The 19,785-nt window shown below is 66.2% G+C and carries 19 protein-coding genes, 1 pseudogene and 1 riboswitch; of the genes and pseudogenes, 14 read left to right on the top strand and 6 right to left on the bottom strand.

The features are described 5' to 3' along the window. Positions 1 to 12: 12 nt before the first annotated feature. The 4 genes from AC1DOP_RS17495 to AC1DOP_RS17480 all read right to left on the bottom strand — a co-directional run bounded on the left by AC1DOP_RS17495 (position 13) and on the right by AC1DOP_RS17480 (position 2,555). The gene (locus AC1DOP_RS17495; protein WP_442121616.1) at positions 13 to 441 is read right to left on the bottom strand and encodes a biopolymer transporter ExbD; all 429 of its coding nucleotides are present in this window, start codon (positions 439 to 441) and stop codon (positions 13 to 15) included. A 22-nt stretch (positions 442 to 463) separates the two neighbouring features. Next, on the bottom strand, positions 464 to 1,147 hold the full coding sequence (tolQ, locus tag AC1DOP_RS17490) for a protein TolQ (protein WP_442121615.1): 684 nt from the start codon (positions 1,145 to 1,147) through the stop codon (positions 464 to 466). Positions 1,148 to 1,170: 23 nt separating this feature from the next. Then, a complete protein-coding gene (gene ybgC, locus AC1DOP_RS17485) occupies positions 1,171 to 1,575 on the bottom strand; it encodes a tol-pal system-associated acyl-CoA thioesterase (RefSeq protein ID WP_442121614.1) in 405 nt (134 codons plus the stop codon). 227 nt (positions 1,576 to 1,802) lie between these two features. Beyond that, the gene (locus tag AC1DOP_RS17480; RefSeq protein ID WP_477252455.1) at positions 1,803 to 2,555 is read right to left on the bottom strand and encodes an SDR family oxidoreductase; all 753 of its coding nucleotides are present in this window, start codon (positions 2,553 to 2,555) and stop codon (positions 1,803 to 1,805) included. Positions 2,556 to 2,707: 152 nt separating this feature from the next. Then, a riboswitch (ZMP/ZTP riboswitch) is annotated at positions 2,708 to 2,806 on the top strand. 97 nt (positions 2,807 to 2,903) lie between these two features. Between AC1DOP_RS17480 and glyA the strand changes: the two genes are divergently transcribed. The 11 genes from glyA (at position 2,904) to AC1DOP_RS17425 (ending at position 14,134) form a co-directional block, all read left to right on the top strand. Beyond that, a complete protein-coding gene (glyA, locus tag AC1DOP_RS17475; protein WP_442121612.1) occupies positions 2,904 to 4,151 on the top strand; it encodes a serine hydroxymethyltransferase in 1,248 nt (415 codons plus the stop codon). 30 nt (positions 4,152 to 4,181) lie between these two features. Continuing rightward, positions 4,182 to 4,652: a transcriptional regulator NrdR gene (nrdR, locus tag AC1DOP_RS17470; RefSeq protein ID WP_442121611.1), complete on the top strand. Its 471-nt coding sequence runs from the start codon at positions 4,182 to 4,184 to the stop codon at positions 4,650 to 4,652. 91 nt (positions 4,653 to 4,743) lie between these two features. Continuing rightward, a complete protein-coding gene (pilV, locus tag AC1DOP_RS17465; protein ID WP_477252452.1) occupies positions 4,744 to 5,292 on the top strand; it encodes a type IV pilus modification protein PilV in 549 nt (182 codons plus the stop codon). Further along, positions 5,289 to 6,218: a PilW family protein gene (locus AC1DOP_RS17460; protein ID WP_477252450.1), complete on the top strand. Its 930-nt coding sequence runs from the start codon at positions 5,289 to 5,291 to the stop codon at positions 6,216 to 6,218. Before pilV ends, AC1DOP_RS17460 begins: the two co-directional genes overlap by 4 nt. After that, positions 6,215 to 7,027: a pilus assembly PilX family protein gene (locus AC1DOP_RS17455; protein ID WP_477252448.1), complete on the top strand. Its 813-nt coding sequence runs from the start codon at positions 6,215 to 6,217 to the stop codon at positions 7,025 to 7,027. Before AC1DOP_RS17460 ends, AC1DOP_RS17455 begins: the two co-directional genes overlap by 4 nt. A gap of 32 nt (positions 7,028 to 7,059) precedes the next feature. Next, positions 7,060 to 7,506, top strand: coding sequence for a type IV pilin protein (locus tag AC1DOP_RS17450; protein WP_442121607.1), 447 nt, complete (start codon positions 7,060 to 7,062; stop codon positions 7,504 to 7,506). Continuing rightward, positions 7,503 to 8,066 carry a GspH/FimT family pseudopilin gene (locus AC1DOP_RS17445; protein ID WP_477252446.1) on the top strand — a complete coding sequence of 188 codons (564 nt, stop codon included), beginning with the start codon at positions 7,503 to 7,505 and terminating at the stop codon, positions 8,064 to 8,066. The genes AC1DOP_RS17450 and AC1DOP_RS17445 overlap by 4 nt, the downstream gene beginning before the upstream one ends. Before the next feature lie 46 nt (positions 8,067 to 8,112). Next, complete coding sequence (gene ribD, locus AC1DOP_RS17440) at positions 8,113 to 9,204, top strand: bifunctional diaminohydroxyphosphoribosylaminopyrimidine deaminase/5-amino-6-(5-phosphoribosylamino)uracil reductase RibD (RefSeq protein ID WP_477252587.1); 1,092 nt, start codon at positions 8,113 to 8,115, stop codon at positions 9,202 to 9,204. A gap of 2 nt (positions 9,205 to 9,206) precedes the next feature. After that, on the top strand, positions 9,207 to 9,836 hold the full coding sequence (locus tag AC1DOP_RS17435) for a riboflavin synthase (RefSeq protein WP_442121605.1): 630 nt from the start codon (positions 9,207 to 9,209) through the stop codon (positions 9,834 to 9,836). A 142-nt stretch (positions 9,837 to 9,978) separates the two neighbouring features. Further along, positions 9,979 to 11,943 (top strand): S9 family peptidase, encoded by a 1,965-nt coding sequence (locus tag AC1DOP_RS17430; protein WP_442121604.1) that lies wholly within the window; start codon positions 9,979 to 9,981, stop codon positions 11,941 to 11,943. 7 nt (positions 11,944 to 11,950) lie between these two features. Beyond that, on the top strand, positions 11,951 to 14,134 hold the full coding sequence (locus tag AC1DOP_RS17425) for a TonB-dependent receptor plug domain-containing protein (RefSeq protein WP_477252444.1): 2,184 nt from the start codon (positions 11,951 to 11,953) through the stop codon (positions 14,132 to 14,134). A gap of 37 nt (positions 14,135 to 14,171) precedes the next feature. On the opposite strand, the gene AC1DOP_RS17420 is transcribed toward AC1DOP_RS17425, so the two are convergent. Further along, on the bottom strand, positions 14,172 to 17,036 hold the full coding sequence (locus AC1DOP_RS17420; protein WP_477252442.1) for a M16 family metallopeptidase: 2,865 nt from the start codon (positions 17,034 to 17,036) through the stop codon (positions 14,172 to 14,174). A 240-nt stretch (positions 17,037 to 17,276) separates the two neighbouring features. Between AC1DOP_RS17420 and ribBA the strand changes: the two genes are divergently transcribed. The 3 genes from ribBA to nusB all read left to right on the top strand — a co-directional run bounded on the left by ribBA (position 17,277) and on the right by nusB (position 19,434). After that, positions 17,277 to 18,383 carry a bifunctional 3,4-dihydroxy-2-butanone-4-phosphate synthase/GTP cyclohydrolase II gene (ribBA, locus tag AC1DOP_RS17415; RefSeq protein ID WP_442121601.1) on the top strand — a complete coding sequence of 369 codons (1,107 nt, stop codon included), beginning with the start codon at positions 17,277 to 17,279 and terminating at the stop codon, positions 18,381 to 18,383. An 81-nt stretch (positions 18,384 to 18,464) separates the two neighbouring features. Beyond that, positions 18,465 to 18,944: a 6,7-dimethyl-8-ribityllumazine synthase gene (ribH, locus tag AC1DOP_RS17410; RefSeq protein WP_442121600.1), complete on the top strand. Its 480-nt coding sequence runs from the start codon at positions 18,465 to 18,467 to the stop codon at positions 18,942 to 18,944. Positions 18,945 to 18,963: 19 nt separating this feature from the next. Further along, a complete protein-coding gene (nusB, locus tag AC1DOP_RS17405) occupies positions 18,964 to 19,434 on the top strand; it encodes a transcription antitermination factor NusB (protein WP_442121599.1) in 471 nt (156 codons plus the stop codon). Between the two features lie 78 nt (positions 19,435 to 19,512). On the opposite strand, the pseudogene AC1DOP_RS17400 reads toward nusB, so the two are convergent. Further along, a pseudogene (locus AC1DOP_RS17400) lies at positions 19,513 to 19,785 on the bottom strand (hypothetical protein); the annotation flags it as partial.

Genomic DNA, 19,785 nt, shown 5'->3' with positions numbered 1-19,785 from the left:
TTTTCTTTTTCGTTACTGAGTGGCCAGTCCAACCCGGTTGATGCCCATCTTCTTGGCTTCCGAGATCAGCTGGATCACATTGTCATACTTGCTTTCGCGGTCGCCGGAAATCATGACGGGATAGTCCGGATGCTCGGCGTGGATCGCGCGCAGGCGCTCGACCAGGGCTTCGCGGCTCGACACTTCCTCGAGCGCCTGCGCCTGTTTGCCGTTGATGCCGATCTGCAGCCGCGAATCGCTCTTCACCGCGATATTGATGTAGTCGTCCGGCGGCTGGGTCGAGCGCTCGGCGCTGGGCAGCTTGATTTCGCTGGGGTTCTGCGTCGGCGGCACCGCCATGAAAATGATGAGCAGCACCAGCATCACGTCGATATACGGCACGACGTTGATTTCGGACTTCAGCTTGCGGCGTCCGCTGCGCAGGTTGCTGTTGAATGCCATGTTCTTACCTTAATCCCATCGATCAGCGCGACTGGCGCTGCAGGATGTTCGAGAATTCCTCGACGAAGCTTTCGAAGCGGATCGCTAGGCGGTCGATATCGTGGGTGAAGCGGTTGTAGGCGACCACGGCCGGGATTGCCGCGAACAGGCCGATCGCGGTGGCGATCAGCGCTTCGGCGATGCCGGGGGCGACGGTGGCCAGGGTTGCCTGCTGCACGTTGGCCAGGCCGCGGAAGGCGTTCATGATGCCCCACACGGTTCCCAGCAGGCCGATGTACGGCGACACCGAGCCTACCGAGGCCAGGAAGTTCAGGTGGGTGTCCAGGTGATCGAGTTCGCGGTGGAAGGCGGCGCGCATTGCGCGGCGGGCGCCGTCCAGCACGGCGCCGAGGTCGAGGGCGTCGCGGGCAGCCTGCTTGCCCTTGATGAACTCGCCCATGCCGGCTTCGAAGATGCGGGCCAGCGGACCGCTCTGGTCGCGCTGGGTGCTGGCGCTCTGGTGCAGGGTATGCAGGTTGCCGCCGGCCCAGAAGTTGCGTTCGAACTGTTCGGTCAGGCGGCGCGCGGCGCGGATCGCGAACAGCTTGCGGAAAATATAGGTCCAGCTGATCACGGAGATCGCGAACAGCAGGAGCATGATCAACTTGACCAGGAAGTGCGCGTGGGCGATCAGTTCAATGAAAGAGAGGTCTTGGACTGCGTTCATCAGTAGTTTTGGTCAAATGTATTTCAGTTGGGCAGCATTTTAGCAGCGGCGGAGTCGGGAAGGGGGCGGGGGCGCATTGTTTTTGCATCGACGCAGCCGACTTTCACGTTGGCGGTCGAGAGCAGGGTGTCGCCGCACCAGGCCTGCTGCGCGAACTGGACCGATGCGCGGCCGAGCTTTTCCACGGTAAGACGGAGCGTCAGTTCGTCGTCCAGACGGGCAGACGACAGGTAGTCGACGCTTGCGCTGCGAACCACGAACGCAGCGCTTTCCTCGTCGAGCAGGGTTTGCTGGTGAATGCCGAGCGAACGCAGCCATTCAGTGCGCGCCCGTTCGAAGAACTTCAGGTAATTGGCGTAGTACACGATGCCGCCGGCGTCGGTGTCTTCGTAATAGACCCGTACTGTCCAGGTGAAAACTGAAGGCATTTCAGCTGCCATAAATGAAAATGGGAAACATTTTACGCGATTTTCAGCAGGCCTATGTACGCTGGCGAACATAGGCCGCTGGAACCCGTTGCGGCCCAATGGCTAGGCCGTTATCAATCGGGCATTAGTAGACGTGAGCCATGCATACTCAGCCAACAACTGTAACACTTTCTCACAAATAGTGTCGCTCCGGTTACATGGCTGACCCAGCGCAAACCGCGGTCCAATCAAGCCTGGGTGCGTTTGATGTTGAAAGGCGAGAAGCCCTGGCAGGTCGGCATCATCTCGATCAGGTTGATGTTGATGTGCGGGGGCAGGGTGGCGATCCAGTAGGCGGTTTCGGCGATGTCTTCGGCGGTGAGCGGCTGGGTGCCTTCGTAGACCTTGGCGGCGGCCTGGTCGTCGCCCTTCAGGCGCACGTTCGAGAATTCGGTGCCGCCGCACAGGCCGGGCGCCAGGTTGGTGGCGCGCACGCCGGTACCGACCAGGTCGGCGCGCAGGTTCAGCGTGAACTGCTCGACGAAGGCCTTGGTGGCGCCGTACACATTGCCGCCCGGGTAAGGATAATGGCCGGCGACCGAGCCGAGGTTGATGATCGTGCCGCTGCCGCGCTCCACCATCGACGGCAGCAGCGCGTGGGTCATCGTCACCAGGCCGCGGACGTTGGTGTCGATCATGGTGTTCCAGTCTTCCAGCGGGACCTCGTGGGCCGGCTTGGTGTTCAGCGCCAGGCCCGCGTTGTTGATCAGGACGTCGATCTGGCGCCAGGATTGCGGCAGCATCGACAGCGCTTCCTCGATCGAGGCCTTGTCGGTGACATCCATCGCGACCGGCAGCGCCGATTCGCCCAGCTCGCGGGCCAGCGCCTCCAGGCGCTCCTTGCGCCGCGCCGCCAGCACCACCTGGTGGCCGTTCTTGACGAAGGTGCGCGCCATCGCGGCACCGAAGCCGGCCGATGCGCCGGTAATGAATACGATCATGATGGATCCCGGTTGGTGTGAGTTGAACTGCGAGATTGTAGCCGAAATGACCATCCGCGGAGAGACGGGGCGCCGGCTCGCCATACTTGCCGGCCAGTCATCGGGTTCCTTGCACGCCGAGCGTGACTTCCCTTACAATCGGGAGTTCCATTTACGTCTCACGTAACTGGCGAAAACCGCCCAAGGGCGGCGAAGGTGGAGATCCACCGTGGAGCGTGAGATGTCGTTTGCCGTTCGCCTGGGCAGCCTTCGACTGGTACGCTTCGTATCGCGGCTGCCTTGTTTCTCGCTCCCGCCTTGGTTCAGCGCTGCCTGTTGCCTGGTACTCTTATCGATTGGAGTTTTTTCATGTTTGCAAAAGATCACACGCTCGCCAACGTCGACCCGGAACTGTGGGATGCGATCCAGAAGGAAAACACCCGCCAGCAAGACCACATCGAGCTGATCGCATCCGAGAACTACACCTCGCCGGCAGTGATGCAGGCCCAGGGCTCCCAGCTGACCAATAAATACGCCGAAGGTTATCCGGGCAAGCGTTACTACGGCGGCTGCGAATACGTCGACATCGCCGAGCAACTGGCGATCGACCGCGTCAAGCAACTGTTCGGCGCCGAGGCCGCCAACGTGCAGCCGAACTCGGGCTCGCAGGCCAACCAGGGCGTGTTCTTCGCCATGCTGAAGCCGGGCGACACCATCATGGGCATGTCGCTGGCGGAAGGCGGCCACCTGACCCACGGCATGGCGCTGAACATGTCGGGTAAATGGTTCAACGTCATTTCCTACGGCCTGACCGAGCAGGAAGACATCGACTACGAGCAGATGGAAGCCCTGGCCCGTGAGCACAAGCCGAAGCTGATCATCGCCGGCGCCTCCGCCTTCTCGCTGCGCATCGATTTCGAGCGCTTCGCCAAGGTCGCCAAGGAAATCGGCGCCTGGTTCATGGTCGACATGGCCCACTACGCCGGCCTGATCGCCGCGGGCGAATACCCGAACCCGGTGCCTTACGCCGACTTCGTCACCTCGACCACCCACAAATCCCTGCGCGGCCCGCGCGGCGGCATCATCCTGATGAAGGCCGAGCACGAGAAGGCCATCAACTCGGCGATCTTCCCGGGCATCCAGGGTGGTCCGCTGATGCACGTGATCGCCGGCAAGGCCGTCGCGTTCAAGGAAGCGCTGTCGCCGGAATTCAAGGAATACCAGCAGCAGGTGGTCAAGAACGCCAAGGCCCTGGCCGACGCCCTGATTTCGCGCGGCCTGCGCATCGTGTCCGGCCGCACCGAGTCGCACGTGATGCTGGTCGACCTGCGTTCGAAGGGCCTCACCGGCAAGGAGGCGGAAGCCATCCTGGGCCAGGCACACATGACCTGCAACAAGAACGGCATCCCGAACGACCCGCAGAAGCCTTTCGTGACCTCCGGCATCCGCCTCGGCAGCCCGGCCTTCACCACCCGCGGCTTCAAGGAAGAGGACGCTACCAAGGTGGGCAACCTGATCGCCGACGTGCTGGACAACCCGCACGACGCCGCGACCATCGAGCGCGTCAAGGCCGAAGTCAAGAAACTGACCGACAAGTACCCGGTCTACGCAGCATAACGCGTCAACAGCGCAGCAGCCCCGGCGACCATGAAATGTCCGTTCTGTCAGCATGAAGACACCCAGGTCCTCGATACCCGCGTATCCGAGGAAGGGGACTCCATCCGCCGCCGGCGCCGCTGCGCCCAGTGCGACAAGCGCTTCACCACCTACGAGCGCGTCGAACTGTCGATGCCGATCATCGTCAAGAAGAACGGCAGCCGTACCGAATTCGAATCCTCCAAACTGCGCGGCAGCCTGATGCTGGCCCTGCGCAAGCGTCCCGTGGCCGCCGGCGCCATCGACGCCGCCATCGCCTCGATCGAGGAAAAACTGCTGACCAGCGGCCGCCGCGAGGTCGACAGCGTCCACGTCGGCGAACTCGTGATGCAGGAACTCAAGCGTCTCGACAAGATCGCCTACATCCGTTTCGCGTCCGTCTACAAGAACTTCGAAGACCTGGCCGAGTTCCAGGAAGCCATCGCCGAAGTCGGTCCGGGTGCGAAAACGCCCTCCAGTTAAAGTTCCGTTCGTTCGTTTGAGCCGTCCCCACGGCTGACTTGAGCCCGCCTGATAACTTCTGGTCTCCCTGATCGAGACCTGGAGGTATCGTATGCGCGGCCGTCGTGCCCTCGGCACCAGCGCCGGCTTTACGCTGGTGGAAGTGCTGGTGGCCCTGTTCGTCGTCGCCCTCGGCGTCGCCGGGGCGGCGGCCGTGCAGACCGGCGCCGTGCGCCTGGTGGACGAGGCCGCGCGCCTGTCCGACGGCCTGCGCCTGGCCGCCTCGCTGGCCCAGCGCATGCGCGCGAATCCGGTCGCGATGGCGCTGCCCGATGCCGCCAATCCCTATCTCCAGTTCGATGCCGAGGCCGGCGCGGCCATGCCGGCCCCGGTCTCCTGCCATGGCGACGCCGATTGCGATCCCATGCAGATGGCCGGCTTCGACCTCGGCGAAACCGCGGCCCTGCTGGCCAGCCGCTTTCCCGGCGCGCGCATGCGCGTGTGCCGCGACGGCCAGCCTGCGGATGCGGACGGCTTGCCGGCCTGGACCTGCACCGGAGAGCCGGGCGCGCCGGTCGCCATCAAGCTGGGCTGGCGCAGAAAACGGGGCGAGCCGGCCGCGCCGGCCGTGTTCCTGATGCTTGGGACGGGTGCGCCATGAGGCGGCGTTTCCGTCCGCCGCAGGCCGGCCTGACCCTGGTCGAGATGATGGTGGCCCTCGCAATCGGCCTGGCGGTCGTGCTGTCCGCGGCCCGCCTGCTGGGCCTGGCCAACGGCGCCTACGCCGCCCAGATGGAAAGCGCGGCCCTCGACGACGCCGGCCGCAATGCCCTCGAACTGGTCGGCCGCGCGGTGCGCCTGGCCGCGTACGCCGATCCGATGCAGCTCGACCTGTCCGCACCCGTCGACGGTTTGCCGGCCCGCCTGGCGGGGCTCGATGCGCGCTCGCTCGGCGGCACGACGGCCGGCATCGCCGTGCCCCTGGCGGCGGTGGCGAACGGCAGCGACGTGCTGGCCGTGCGCTTTCCCGGTGCCGGGACGGCCAGCGGCGACGGCAGCGTGGTCGATTGCGCAGGCTTCACGGTCGCCGCCGGCGAAGAAGGCTGGAGCATCTTCTATGTGGCGAAGAACGGCGACGGCGAACCCGAGCTGCGCTGCAAATACCGCGGCGCCGGCAACTGGAGCGCGGACGCCGTGGTTACCGGCGTCGACAGTTTCCAGGTGCTCTACGGCCTGGACACCGATACCCCGCGCGACGGTGCCGCCAACCGCTATGTGAATGCGGATGCGATCCGCGCGCTGGACGCGGCACTGCCGGCCGGCCTGCCGCCCCAGGAATTCAATCGCCGGACGCACTGGAAACGCGTGGTCAGCGTGCGCGTCGGCCTGCTGCTGCACGGCGCAAGGCCGACCCGGCAGGACCACGAGAGCCGCGAATATCAGCTGTTCGGGCCGCTCCACGCGGCCGGCGCGGCGAAGAGCGATGTGGGCACGGTACTGCGCGAGGATGCGCTGCCGAACAAGCTGCGGCGGCGTGAGCGCAGGCTGTTTTCCACGACGGTGGCGCTGCCGGCGGAGGCTCCATGAGCTTGCCGTTGTCACTGCATCCTGAGCGCCGGCGCGGCGCCGCGCTGGTGTGCGCACTGGTGCTGATGCTGGCGGCCATGCTGGTGGGCATTTCGGTGTCGCGTACCGCGTTCGCGTCCATTGCCGCAGCCCGCGCCGAGCGCGAGCGCGGCCTTGCCTACGAAGCCGCCGAAGCCGCCTTGCTGGATGCCGAGCGCGATATTGCTGCGGCATCTGCCGGCGCCGATCCGGCCCGCGCAGCGCAGTTCACGCCTGCCGGCGCCGGCGGATTCGCCGAGGGATGCGGCCGTGCCGGCAGCTCGCGCGGACTCTGCCTGGCAAGCTCGCCGCCGGCCTGGCAGGCCCAGGATCTGGCGGATCCCGGCAATCCGGCCATGGTGCCTTACGGACATTACACCGGCGCGAACATGGCGACCGGCAAGGGCTTGCTGCCGGCCCAGCCGCCGGCTTACCTGATCGAGCGGATCGCACCGCCGGGCGCCAGCGCATCCCTCGGCAGTTTCTACCGGATCACCGCGATCGGTTTCGGCAGCCAGGCATCGGCGCGGGTCGTGCTGCAGTCGGTGTACCGCAAGCCGAAACCGGCGCCGCCGGGTGGCGCATCGCCTGGCCGTGACGCCGGCGAGCCGGATGCCAGCGAGCCCGAGCCGGGCGGGGCCGGTCCGCCGGACGATGCCGGCCCGCCGAACGGGGCGGGGCGGCCGAATCCTGGTCCACCCACGCCGCCCGCCGTCCAGCTACCTGCCGGACGCATCGCCTGGCGCGAAATCGCCAACTGGCCGCGGCTGCATGCCGAGGCCATCGAATGAAGAACCCAGCCAACCATGAGGAAACGAGAACCATGAAGGTGCAGCCCGGCTTTACCCTGATCGAGATGCTGATCGTGATGGCCATCCTGTCCATCCTGGCGGCGGTGGCTTACCCGAGTTATGCAAGTCACATCGTGCGGACCAAGCGTACCGAAGGACAGATCGCCCTGATCGAAGCGATGCAGCAACAGGAGCGCTACCACATGCAGCACAACAGCTATATCGCATTCTCTTCCAGCAGCGAGGACGCCCAGGCCCAGGGATTCCGCTGGTGGTCCGGCGTGAGCGCAGCGGCAAGCTTCTACGAGCTGGATGCACGCGCCTGCCCGGACCGCGATATCGCCGACTGCGTCCAGCTGCGCGCCCGTCCGGGCACCGAGAAGGTCGATAGCCGCTTCCGCGATCCGCAGTGCGGCGCCCTGACCATCGACAGCCTCGGCGTGCAGGCGGCGCAGGGCAGCGGCCGTTGCTGGGAATGAAGGCGTGGCGCCGGCGGCACGGCGGCTTTTCGCTGATCGAGCTGCTGGCCGTGCTGGCGATCGCCGCCATCCTGCTGGGTGTGGGCGCGCCGAATCTGCGCGAGCTGATCCGCACCCAGCAGCTCAAGACCGCCACCGGCGACCTGTTCGCCGCCATCGGCATGGCGCGCGCCCAGGCGCTGGCGCGCGGCGAGGTCGTCACCGTGTTGCCGAAGGGGCAGGACGGCGCCGACTGGCGCCGCGGCTGGACCGTTTTCGTCGACCGCGACGGCGACCGCCAGCCCGGGCCCGGCGACACGATCCTGGCCGAGCACGGTCCGCTGGCGCAGGGCCTGGCGGTCGGCTTTTCCTTCACCACCTCGGCGCCGCCTTTCTATATCGCCTACAATGGCGCCGGGCGCAGCTGCCGCGACAGCAACCCGGCGGCGGCGCGCTATGGCACGCTGTCGCTGTTCCACGGCGGCAGCATCCGGCGTATTAAAATCAATATGCTGGGCCGGGCCCGCAGCTGCGATCCGGCGCGCGACAAGTCCTGCGAGGGACCCGCCGCGCCGCCATAACGAACCGAATGAAACCAACGTGTTGATACTGAGCGATACCGAAGGCATGGCCCTGGCGCTGGAATGGGCGGCCAGGGGCATGTACATCACCGCGCCGAACCCGCGCATCGGCTGCGTGATCGTGCGCGACGGCGAAGTGATCGGCGCCGGCCACACCCAGCCGGCCGGGCAGGCGCACGCCGAAATCCAGGCCCTGCGCGACGCCCAGGCGCGCGGCAAGGACGTAGCCGGCGCCACCGCCTACGTCACGCTGGAACCCTGCAGCCACCACGGCCGCACGCCGCCGTGTTCGAGCGCGCTGATCCAGGCCGGTCTCGGGCGCGTGGTGGCGGCTATGGTCGATCCGAATCCGCTGGTGGCCGGCCGCGGTCTGGCGCAGCTGGAAGCGGCCGGCATCGCGGTCAGCTCGGGCATCATGGCCGACCAGGCCTACGAACTGAACATCGGCTTCTTCAACCGCATGCGGTTCAAGAAACCCTGGGTGCGCCTGAAGACGGCAGCCAGCCTGGATGGGGCGACGGCGCTGGCGTCCGGCGAAAGCCAGTGGATCACCAGCCCGGAGGCACGCGCCGACGGCCACGCCTGGCGCGCCCGCGCCCAGGTCATCCTGACCGGCATCGGCACCGTCAAGGCCGACGATCCGCAGCTGACCGTGCGTGGCATCGATACGCCGATGCAGCCGCGCCGCGTGATCGTCGACAGCCGGCTGGACATCGATCCGGATGCGCGCATCCTGCGGGGCGAGCCGTGCTGGATCGTCGCCGCGCAGGCCGGGGCGGGGAAAAGCGCCGGGAAGGCAGCCCTTCTGCGCGCCGCCGGTCACGAAGTCATCATGCTGCCCAATAGTGCCGGCAAGGTCGATCTGCCGGCCCTGATGCTGGAACTGGGCCGGCGTGAGATCAACGAGGTGCACGTCGAGGCGGGCAGCAAGCTGAACGCCTCGCTGGTGCGCGAAGGCTGCGTCGACGAACTGCTGGTCTACCTGGCGCCGAGCCTGATCGGGCCGGGGCAGGGCATGTTCGCCCTGCCGCCGCTGGCGCAGCTGCAGGACAAATTCGCATTGCGCTTCCAGGGCGTGCAACAGGTCGGCCCCGACCTGCGCATCCTGGCGCGCTTCAATCATCAAGAGAAGGAATAAGGATGTTTACTGGAATCGTCGCTGCGGTGGGCAGCATCCAATCGGTCAAGCCGCTCGAAGGCGGTTCGTTCGCCGGCGTGCGCCTGCAGATCGAGGCCGCCGGCCTGGGACTGGACGACGTCGCGCTGGGCGACTCGATCGCCATCAACGGCGCCTGCATGACCGTGGTCGAGAAAGCTGGCAATAACTTCGCCGTGGACGTCTCGCGCGAAAGCCTGAACCGCACCGCCGGCCTGGACCAGCCGGGCGAAGTGAACCTGGAAAAGGCGCTGACCCTGGCCGAGCGCCTCGGCGGCCACCTCGTCTCGGGCCACGTCGACGGCCTCGGCACGGTGCACAGCTTCGAGCCGATCGGCGAATCCTTCAAGCTCGTCATCGACGCGCCCGTGGAGCTGGGCAAGTACCTGGCGTACAAAGGTTCGATCGTCGTGAACGGCGTTTCGCTGACCGTCAACAGCGTCGAAGACCTCGAAGCGAATGGCGAAAAAGTCTGCCGCTTCTCGATCAACCTGATCCCGCACACGATCGCCGTCACCACCCTCAAGCACCTGCATGCCGGCGCCAAGGTGAACCTCGAGATCGACCTGATCGCGCGCTACGTCGAGCGCATGCTGTCGGCCGCCAAGGCCTGATCCGCGCCCGGCGCCTGCCGGGCGGATTTTCTCCGAATACCCCTCAAATGGCGTAGACTGCCTGCTGGCAATAAGTCCAGTAGGCAGGGCATTCGCTCGCCTGTATTTACCGCAGAATAAAACAGACACAGGGGACCCCAGGATGAAGCATACGGAATCCATCGAATTGAAGACGGTACTCAAGGGCGCGGCGCTGGTCGCCCTGCTGACCGCGGCCGGGCTCAGCTCGGCGGAAGGCATGCGCAGTTACCGCTCGCTGGCGATTTCCGGCAACGGCGAACGCCTGGCCGCGATCGAGGCCAGCGAAGGCGAAGCGAAGACCGGCCCGCGCATCGTGGTGCGCGACACCGCGACCGGCAAGATCGTCTCGACCTTCGTACAGTCCGATTGCATCCAGTGCCGCATCGAGGCGCCGGTATGGTCGCCGGACCAGAAGGCGATGGCCTTGATCAGCACCGATGCGAAAGCCGGCACCGCCACCGTCAACGTGCTGCGCGACGGCAAGCTGACGCCGGTGGCCGTCGTCAAGGGCGTGGCGAACACCGTGCGTTGGTCGCCGGATGGCCGCCAGCTCGCCTTCCTCGCCACCGTCGGCGCCAAAAAGCTGACCGGTGCGGTGGAGGCGGGTGCGCGCCAGATCGGCGAGATCGGCATGGCCGAACAGGAAGACGAACAGCGCATCGCCGTGGTGTCGAGCGGCGGCGGCGACTTCAAGCTGGTGTCGCCAAGCGATACCTTCATCTACGAATACGACTGGACCCCGGACGGCAAGGGCTTCGTCGTCACCAGCGCCAAGGGCAATGGCGACAACAACTGGTGGATCGCGACCCTCGGCCATGTCGAGCTTGCTACAGGCAGCCTGCGCGTGCTGGCGGCGCCGAAGATGCAGATGAACATGCCGCACGTGTCGCCGGACGGGAAGACGGTCGCCTTCATCGGCGGCCTGATGAGCGATTTCGGCTCGGTCGGCGGCGACGTCTACACGGTCTCGATCGATGGCGGCGAGCCGGTCGACGTGACCCCGGGCTTTGCCGGCACCTTCAACGGCATCGCCTGGCGCGGCACGCAGGTGATGGCCTCCGTTCTGGCCGGCGCCGACGCCGCCGTGGTCGCGGTCGACCCGGCCGCCAGGAGCAGCCGGGTGCTGTGGAAGGGCCCGGTCACGGCCTCCGCCTCGCGCGACGGCCGCTTCGTGTTCAGCGCCGACGGCAAGGTCGCGGCTTCGGTGCATGAGGACTACGAGCACGCGCCGCGCATCGTCGCCGGCCGCCTGCCGGAGATGAGCCCGATCACCCACGACAATGATGCCTTCGGGCCGGTGGTGTCCGCGCAAAGCGTCGCCTGGACCAACGAGGGCTTGAAGGTGCAGGGTTGGCTGGTCGGTCCGCGCCAGCTCGACGCCGGCAAGACCTACCCGATGATCGTGCAGGTGCACGGCGGTCCCGCTGCGGCAGCTACCCCGCGCTACATCTCCGGTGGCGAGGGCGGCAACGCGCTGGTGCGCGAACTGGTCAAGGAAGGCTATTTCGTGTTCATGCCGAACCCGCGCGGCAGCTACGGCCAGGGATCGAGCTTCACCAGCGCCAACCGGAAGGATTTCGGCGGCGGCGACTGGCGCGACATCCTGGCCGGCGTCGACGCCGCCATCAGGCAGGCGCCGGTGGACGGCAAGCGCCTGGGCCTGATGGGCCACTCCTACGGCGGCTTCATGACGATGTGGGGCGTGACCCACAGCCAGCGCTTCAAGGCCGCGGTGGCCGGCGCCGGCATCGCCAACTGGATCAGCTACTACGGCCAGAACGGCATCGACCAGTGGATGGTGCCCTTCTTCGGTGCCACCATGTACGACGACCCGGCCGTGTACCGCGCGGCCTCGCCGATCGAGTCGATCAAGGCCGCGAAGACGCCGACCCTGATCTACGTGGGCGAACGCGACGTCGAGTGCCCGCCGGCGCAGTCGCTGGAGTTCTGGCATGGACTGAAAGCGATGGGTGTGCCGACCACCTTGGTGATCTATGAGGGGGAGGGGCATGCTTTGCGCAAGCCGGAGCACCAGAAGGACCTGCGCGCGCGCGAAATCGGTTGGTTCAACAAATATCTGAAGTAAGCACGAGATGAAAAAGCTTTTACCTGCCGCCTGCCTTGCCATGTGCGGGGCCGGCGGCGCCTTCGCGCAAGACAGCGTCAAACAGGAGCCCGTCAAGGCCGAAGGCCAGCCGCAGCAGGTACTCGTCAGCGGTACCCGCGCCGACGATATCGAAACCCGCCGCCTGTCCACAGCGTCGAAGCTGGTGGTGGGGCGCGAGGAGCTCGAACGCAACGGCGACACCAGCCTCGGCGAAGTGCTCAAGCGCCTGCCCGGCATCACGATGTCCGGCGCGCCGGGGACCGGCGGCAGCGTCCAGATGCGTGGCCTCGGCAACGGCTACACCCAGGTGCTGGTGAATGGCGAGCGTCCGCCGCCAGGTTTTTCGGTCGAATCGATTCCGCCCGACCAGGTGGAGCGCATCGAGATCATGCGCGGTGCGGTTGCCGACCAGAGCACCCAGGCGATCGCCGGCACTGTCAACGTCATCCTGCGCCAGGGCTACCGGCAGAAGGACACGCAGCTGCGCATCGCCGACAATATCCAGCAGGGCCGCCATGGCGCGAATGTGTCCGTGACCGTGCCGGGCAAGCGCGGCCAGCTCACGTGGACGCTGAACGCCACCGTGTCGGAAAGCCGGCCGCACACCGATGTCACCGCCCGCGACGCCGACCTGCTGGCCGACGGCAGCTTTCAACGCTTGCAGCTGATCCGCAGCTATGGCGAGGGCAGGTCGCGCGCGCTGAACCTGGCGCCGCGCCTGTCCTGGAAATTCGACAACGGCGATACGCTGAACTTCCAGCCCTTCGTGTCCGCCAATCGCAACCACAGCGTGAACGACGCGCCGGTCGACCAGGTCGTCGGCGTCGTTCCGCCGGAGTTCGTGCTCCAGCACGCGGACTCGCGGACGACCGGGACGATGGCGCGCGGCCTTGGCGACTGGAGCCACAAGATGGACAGCGGCGCGAAGCTGGAACTCAAGTTCAGCGCCGGCATCAATCGCAGCGACAGCGACAGCCTGCGCAACAACTACGGCGAAGGCGGCACGCTGAATCGGGTCCTGAGCGACGTCGATCGCGAGCGCCAGCGCAGTTTCTCGAATAGCGGCAAGTACAGCCGCCCGCTGGGCGAAGGCCATCACTTCGCGGCGGGCTGGGACGGCGAGGCCGGGCACCTGGCGCTGGTCCACCGGGCCGAAGGCGACAACAATCCCCTGTACGAGGCCTCGGGCGCGAACCTGTCCGCCGACACCCGCCGCCTGGCCCTGTTCGCACAGGACGAGTGGGACATCACCAGCCAGTGGTCCGGCTACCTGGGCCTGCGCTGGGAAGGCATCCGCAGCACCAGCGACAGCCCCGGCTACGCGGTGAAGAACACCAGCAGCGTATGGAGCCCGGTGCTGCACACCGTGTACCGCATTCCCGGTTCCAAACGCGACCAGGTGCGCGCCAGCCTGACCCGGAGCTACAAGGCGCCCGTTCTGGACGACCTGATCGCGGCGCCTTCGTTCACCAGCGATAACCACCCGACCCGTCCGGACCGCACCGGCAATCCGAATCTGAAGCCGGAACTGGCAACGGGCATCGACCTGGCCTATGAGCACTACCTGAGCCGCAGCGGGATCCTGTCGGCCAGCGCCTTCCTGCGCGACATCGACGACCTGATGCGTCGCCAGACGGCGCTGCAATCGACCAGCATCGGTCCGCGCTGGGTGTCGACGCCGGCGAACATCGGCCATGCTGTTACCCGCGGCGTCGAGCTGGAAGCCAAGTTCCAGCTGGCCGAAGTGCTCGCCGGGGCGCCGGACCTGGACCTGCGCGCCAATTACAGCCGCTACTGGTCGAGCGTCGACGACATCCCCGGACCCAATAACCGGCTCGAGCGGCAGGCCAGGCAGACCGCCAACTTCGGTCTCGATTACCGCGTGAAGAACGCGCCGCTGACGGTTGGCGGCAACCTCAACTGGACGCCACCGACCGTGGTCCAGAGCAGCGTGGCCGAGCTGTACACGACCGGCATGAAGCGCCAGCTCGACCTGTATGGATTGTGGAAGTTCAGCGCCAATACGCAGTTGCGGATTTCGGGGAACAACCTGCTGCCGCGCAGGTATGAGACTGCGCGGGTGGATGATCTCGGTGAACTGGTGCAGGCGCTGGATACGTCGGTGCGCACTTACACGACGCTGGCTGTGCGGCTCGAACTGAAGATCTAAGGAAGCTGGGTGGGCACTCCATACCCACCCAGCGAATTCACTGCGGGGCCTTCTGCGTTCTCGCTGCAACGGCTACCTGCGCCGCCGCCTTCTCCGGATTCAACACCACCTGCACGTAGTTGTCCGGCTTCAGGTAGCGCTGCGCCGCCGCCTTCAGGTCCGCCACGCTCAGCTTCTGCACTTCCTTGTCGAAGGTGAGGATGGTGGCCGGGTCGGTGCCCTCGGTCAGCGAGGTCTGCAGCGCGGCCAGCCAGTAGCCGTTTTCCTTGAGCGACTTGCGGTAGGTCTGCAGCCAGTTGGTCTTGACCTTGTCGAGGTCGGCCTGGTCCGGGCCCTGGGTGCGCATGCGCTCGATTTCGGCGAAGGTTGCGCTGAGCACCTTGTCGACGTTTTCCGGACCGGTCGGCAGGGTTACGCCCACCGTGTAGTGGCTGTAGGGGATGCGCGTCATCGAGGCTTCCATGCCGCCGCCGTAGATCAGGCCCAGCTTCTCGCGCAGCACGTCGATGATGCGGATGTTCATCACCTCGGTCAGGGCCGACAGGCGCAGCTCTTCGAGCTCGTTGACCTCGGCGGCGCCGGTGAAGGTCAGCGAGACCGTGCTCTTGTCTTCCGAACCGCTGTTGACTTCCTTCTTGACCACGCCTTTCACGGGGCGGATGCCGAGGTCGCGGAAAGCGACCGGAATGCTAGGGGTCGGCAGGCTGGCCAGGTAGGTGGACAGCAGGGGCTTGATGGCGTTGACATCGAAGCTGCCGACGAAGATGAAGGTCAGGTCCTTGGCGCTCGAGAAGCGCTGGCGGTAGATGGCGATCGCGCGGTCGAGGTCGATGCTGGCGAAGTCCTCGGGCTTCAGGGCGCGCGGGGCGCGCGGATTGTCGCCGTACAGGGTCTTGACCAGCACGTCGCCGAACAGCGCGCCCGGCTGCGAGGCGCGGTTGCGCGCCAGTTCGATCTGCTTGCCGATGAAGGATTTGTACAGGTTTTCGTCGCGGCGCACGCCGGCGAACTTCAGCCACACCATCTGCAGCATGGTCTCGATGTCGGTGGCGCCCGCGGTGCCGGCGACCACGTCGGTGTTGTTGCCCAGGCCGGCGCTGACGGCGGCCGCCTTGCCGGCCAGGATCTTGCGCATGTCGAGGGGCGAGAAATCCTTCAGGCCCATCGCGGCGACGATGGTGTCGGCGTAGCGCGCGTTGAACATGTCCTTGGTGTCGAACAGGCTCTGGCCGCCGAAGCGGGCGGCGCTCATCAGCACCTGGTCGTTGCGGAAGCTGGTCGGCTTGAGGATCACCTTCACGCCGTTCGACAGCACCAGGCTGGTGGTGCCGAGGCGCTCGTCGCGGCTCTCGGCGACGATGCTGCCGGGAGCGGGCGGCTTGTCCATCAGCTGCGCCGCCACCGCCTTCTCGGCGTGGGCTTTGACGTCGCGGCGTTCGGCGGCGGCGACCGCGGCCAGCAGCTGCTCGCCGGTCGGTATCGCTGCGGCTTCCTTGGCCGGGCCGGTATAGATCACCAGCTTGCCCGAATCGGCGGGGATGGTGCGGCGCGCGTAGGCGTTGATCTCCGCGGCCGTGATGCCGGGCAGGAGTTCGCTCACGTAGCGGTATTCGTTCTCGATGCCGGGGATTGATTCGCCTTCGAGGAAGTTGCGGATGTATTCGGCGGCCAGGCCGCCCGAGTCGGTCTTGTCGCGTTCGTTCCAGGCGCGCTCGTAGGTGCGCATCACGCCTTTCTTCATGCGATCGAGTTCGGCCTCGCTGAAGCCGAAGCGGCGCGCGCGTTCGTTCTCCTGCACCAGGGCGTCGATCGCCGGGTTGGCGCCGCCTTCGCCCAGCGCCGCCATTGCGTTGTAGGAGCGGTAGCGCGGCGTCAGGCGGCCCAGCGCGCTGCTGGCGCCCATGAAGGGCGGCGAGGGCAGCTGCGCCAGTTCGGACAGGCGCTGGTTCAGCATGCCGGCGAACAGGCCTTCGACCAGCTGCTCGCGGTAGCCGCCGATGGTGGCGCGCTCGCTGAAGGACATCACCGGATAGCGGATCAGGACCGAGGCCGGGCCGGCTTCCTTGTCGGTCACGACCAGCGCCTCGGTTTCGAGACGGGGCGGGATCTGGGCATAGGCGCGCGGGCGCGGCGAGGCCGGGTTCTTCAGGCCGCCGAAGTGGCGCTTGATCAGCTGCTCGGCCTGGACCGGGTCGATGTCGCCGACCGCCACCACGGCCATCAGGTCGGGACGGTACCAGTCGCGGTAGAAGCGGCGCAGGGCTTCGGGCTTGAAGCTGCGCAGGGTGTCTTCCTTGCCGATCGGGAGGCGCTCGGCATAGCGCGAGCCGTTGTACATCTTCGGCATCAGGACCTTCTGCATGCGGTCGCCCGCGCCTTTGCCGAGGCGTAGCTCTTCGAGCACGATGTCGCGCTCCTTGTCGATGTCGGCATCGTTCAGGGTCAGGCCCTGGGCCCAGTCCTGCAGCACCTGGAAGGCTTTGTCGAGATCCTGCTTGCCCTCGGCCGGCACCGGCAGCACGTAGACGGTTTCGTCGAAGGAGGTGTAGGCGTTCAGGTCGGCGCCGAATTTCACGCCGATCGACTGCAGGTAGGACACCAGCTCGTGCTTCTTGAAATGGGTCGAACCGTTGAAGGCCATGTGCTCCGTGAAGTGGGCCAGGCCCTGCTGGTCTTCGTCCTCGAGGATGGAGCCGGCCTTCACCACCAGGCGCAGCTCCAGCTTGTGCTCGGGCTTGCGGTTCTTCTGGATGTAGTAGGTGAGGCCGTTCGGCAGCTTGCCGACCTTGAGCTGGGGCGCGACCGGCAGTGGGGCATTCAGGTCGAGGCTCGCAGCGACAACCAGCGGCGAGGTGAGCAGGATGGCGGTGAGCAGGGTGGTGCGGGCAAGGCGGACGAACATGCGAGATGCTCCGGTTGAGCAATAAAAAATCATTCTACCCTGCGCGGCCCGCAGCACAGTGGTTGTCGAACACCATAGTTGCACCGAAAGAGTGCAGTGATCGTTGTCAATATGCAACAAGCTTCCGAGCCCGGCGGTGGCCGGCTGCGCCCCGGGCTGCGATTGCCGCCATCCGGCCCGGTGCAAGGCTGGCAAATCCATTAAAATAGCGGGTTTCCGCACTGCCCCCGAGGAACCCGCATGCCCATGTCCACCACCCAGGAAATCGTCGACGAACTGCGCGCAGGGCGCATGGTCATTCTGGTCGACGAGGAAGACCGTGAGAACGAGGGCGACCTGGTGCTCGCCGCCGAACACGTCACGCCCGAAGCGATCAACTTCATGATCCGCCACGCGCGCGGCCTGGTCTGCCTGACCCTGTCGGAAGAGATCTGCGACCGCCTCGAACTGCCGATGATGACGACCCGGAACGGTACCTCCTTCGGCACCAATTTCACGGTCTCGATCGAAGCGGCCGAAGGCGTCACCACCGGCATCTCGGCGGCCGACCGCGCCCGCACCATCCAGGTGGCGGTGGCGAAGAACGCGAAGCCGGAAGACCTGGTGCAGCCGGGCCACATCTTCCCGCTGCGCGCAGTGAAGGGCGGGGTGCTGATGCGCGCCGGCCATACCGAGGCGGGCTGCGACCTGACCGAGATGGCGGGCCTGACGCCGGCTTCCGTGATCTGCGAGATCATCAAGGAAGACGGCACCATGGCGCGCCTGCCGGACCTGCTCGAGTTCGCCGAGGAGCACAAGCTGAAGATCGGCACCATCGCCGACCTGATCCACTACCGCAGCCAGACCGAATCGCTGGTCGAGCGCGTGGCCGAGCGCCAGCTGTCGACCGTGCACGGCGAGTTCAAGCTGGTCGCCTTCCGCGACAAGCCGAGCGCAAGCGCCCACCTGGCGCTGGTGCACGGCACGCCGGAAGCCGACAAGGAAACCCTGGTGCGCGTGCACCAGCCGGTCTCGATCGTCGACCTGCTGGACAACCGCGCCACCTCGCACTCGTGGAACCTGTCGACGGCGATGCAGGCGATCAAGGCGGCGGAAGCCGGCGTCATCGTGCTGCTGAACTGCGGCGAGACGGCCGACGAGCTGTTCGCCCAGTTCGCCGACAAGTCGGCGCCGCGACAAGGCGGCCGCGCGGCGAATCTCGACCTGCGCACCTACGGTATCGGCGCCCAGATCCTCAAGCAGGTGGGCGTGTGCAAGATGAAGCTGCTGGCGAATCCGCGCAAGATGCCGTCGATGGTCGGCTTCGACCTGGAAGTCACGGGTTACCTGGCCAAGCCGGAAGCGTAAACATCGAGCGTATCAGGCGCGAGCGATGCGCCTGACGCGCTACCATTCAAACATTTACAGTAAACAGAAAAAGAGGCAGCCATGACGGTAGGAACTTTTGAAAGCAATATGCAGGGTGAAGGCCTGCGCATCGGGATCGTGCAGGCACGATTCAATGCCGACGTCGGCCATGGCCTGCTGTCGGCCTGCCTGGCGGAGCTGAAGCACCTGGGCGTGGCGGACGAGGACATCCTGCACGTGACCGTGCCGGGCGCCCTGGAAATCCCGCTGGCCCTGCAGAAGATGGCCGAAACCCAGCAGTTCGACGCCCTGATCGCACTGGGCGCCGTGATCCGCGGCGAGACCTACCACTTCGAGCTGGTCTCGAACGAGTCGGGCGCCGGCATCACCCGCATCGGTCTGGACTACGGCATGCCGATCGCCAACGCCGTGCTGACCACCGAGAACGACGAGCAGGCCGAAGCGCGCATGGCCGAGAAGGGCACGGACGCCGCCCGCGTCGCCGTCGAGATGGCCAACCTGCTGCTCGGCCTCGACGAGCTGCAGGCCGAAGAAGAATAACCGGTAGCAAGGTAAGAACATGATTGACAAGAGCATTCACGCCAACCCGAACAAGAACCGCACGCCGCGTCACCGCGCGCGCGAGTTCGCGTTGCAGGGCCTCTACCAATGGCTGCTGAACAATGAGCCGGCCTCGACGGTCGTCAACCACATCCGCGCCGCCCACGGCTTCGACAAGGCCGACGCCGAGTACTTCACCGAGCTGCTGAACGGCACGATCGCCCAGTCGGTCGAACTGCGCGAGACCCTGGCCCCGACCTTGGACCGTCCGATCGCCGAACTGTCGCCGATCGAACATGCGGTACTGCTGCTGGGCGCCTGGGAGCTGAAGAACAAGATCGAGATCCCGTACCGCGTCGTGATCAACGAAGCGGTCGAGCTGACCAAGTCCTTCGGCGGCATCGACGGCCACAAGTACGTGAACGGCGTGCTGGACCGCCTGGCGGGCAAGCTGCGCCCGGACGAGGCGGCGGCGGACGCAAAGCGCTGATTGCCGTACCGCACTATATATATGTGCACAAGTGAAACGCCCCGGGAGACCGGGGCGTTTTTTTTGGCGCTGTTCGCGCTAAGTGTTGAATCTGCCGAGCGCCGCTCTCAAAAAGGCGCCGGGGCTGGCAATACGCTGGCCATCCAGCGCCCAGCGCCAGCCGAAGTAGTGGCCCAGGTATCGGCTGGCGATGCCGCGGAACGGCAGCAGCCAGGTGCGCATCCGGCTGTGATAGGCGTTCACGTTCTGGATGTGCAGCGCACCGCGCTTTCGTTCGCCGGCGCTCGCGTTGATGGCCTCATGTGAAATCCCGACCTCCCGCGCGAATGCCGGGTAGGCCGCATGGCTATC

The organism is Massilia sp. 01N410 (assembly GCF_056399665.1).
The sequence above is the reverse complement of the archived record's forward strand: the minus strand, read 5'-3'. Positions and strand labels throughout refer to the sequence as shown.

Coding starts and splice junctions, on each gene's coding strand:
- AC1DOP_RS17430 (WP_442121604.1), top strand. CDS start 9,979: ATGAAGCATACGGAATCCATCGAATTGAAGACGGTACTCAAGGGCGCG.
- AC1DOP_RS17460 (WP_477252450.1), top strand. CDS start 5,289: ATGAGGCGGCGTTTCCGTCCGCCGCAGGCCGGCCTGACCCTGGTCGAG.
- ribBA (WP_442121601.1), top strand. CDS start 17,277: ATGCCCATGTCCACCACCCAGGAAATCGTCGACGAACTGCGCGCAGGG.
- ribH (WP_442121600.1), top strand. CDS start 18,465: ATGACGGTAGGAACTTTTGAAAGCAATATGCAGGGTGAAGGCCTGCGC.
- ybgC (WP_442121614.1), bottom strand. CDS start 1,575: ATGCCTTCAGTTTTCACCTGGACAGTACGGGTCTATTACGAAGACACC.
- AC1DOP_RS17435 (WP_442121605.1), top strand. CDS start 9,207: ATGTTTACTGGAATCGTCGCTGCGGTGGGCAGCATCCAATCGGTCAAG.
- tolQ (WP_442121615.1), bottom strand. CDS start 1,147: ATGAACGCAGTCCAAGACCTCTCTTTCATTGAACTGATCGCCCACGCG.
- nusB (WP_442121599.1), top strand. CDS start 18,964: ATGATTGACAAGAGCATTCACGCCAACCCGAACAAGAACCGCACGCCG.
- AC1DOP_RS17450 (WP_442121607.1), top strand. CDS start 7,060: ATGAAGGTGCAGCCCGGCTTTACCCTGATCGAGATGCTGATCGTGATG.
- AC1DOP_RS17455 (WP_477252448.1), top strand. CDS start 6,215: ATGAGCTTGCCGTTGTCACTGCATCCTGAGCGCCGGCGCGGCGCCGCG.
- AC1DOP_RS17420 (WP_477252442.1), bottom strand. CDS start 17,036: ATGTTCGTCCGCCTTGCCCGCACCACCCTGCTCACCGCCATCCTGCTC.
- AC1DOP_RS17495 (WP_442121616.1), bottom strand. CDS start 441: ATGGCATTCAACAGCAACCTGCGCAGCGGACGCCGCAAGCTGAAGTCC.
- pilV (WP_477252452.1), top strand. CDS start 4,744: ATGCGCGGCCGTCGTGCCCTCGGCACCAGCGCCGGCTTTACGCTGGTG.
- AC1DOP_RS17480 (WP_477252455.1), bottom strand. CDS start 2,555: ATGATCGTATTCATTACCGGCGCATCGGCCGGCTTCGGTGCCGCGATG.
- glyA (WP_442121612.1), top strand. CDS start 2,904: ATGTTTGCAAAAGATCACACGCTCGCCAACGTCGACCCGGAACTGTGG.
- AC1DOP_RS17445 (WP_477252446.1), top strand. CDS start 7,503: ATGAAGGCGTGGCGCCGGCGGCACGGCGGCTTTTCGCTGATCGAGCTG.
- ribD (WP_477252587.1), top strand. CDS start 8,113: ATGGCCCTGGCGCTGGAATGGGCGGCCAGGGGCATGTACATCACCGCG.
- nrdR (WP_442121611.1), top strand. CDS start 4,182: ATGAAATGTCCGTTCTGTCAGCATGAAGACACCCAGGTCCTCGATACC.
- AC1DOP_RS17425 (WP_477252444.1), top strand. CDS start 11,951: ATGAAAAAGCTTTTACCTGCCGCCTGCCTTGCCATGTGCGGGGCCGGC.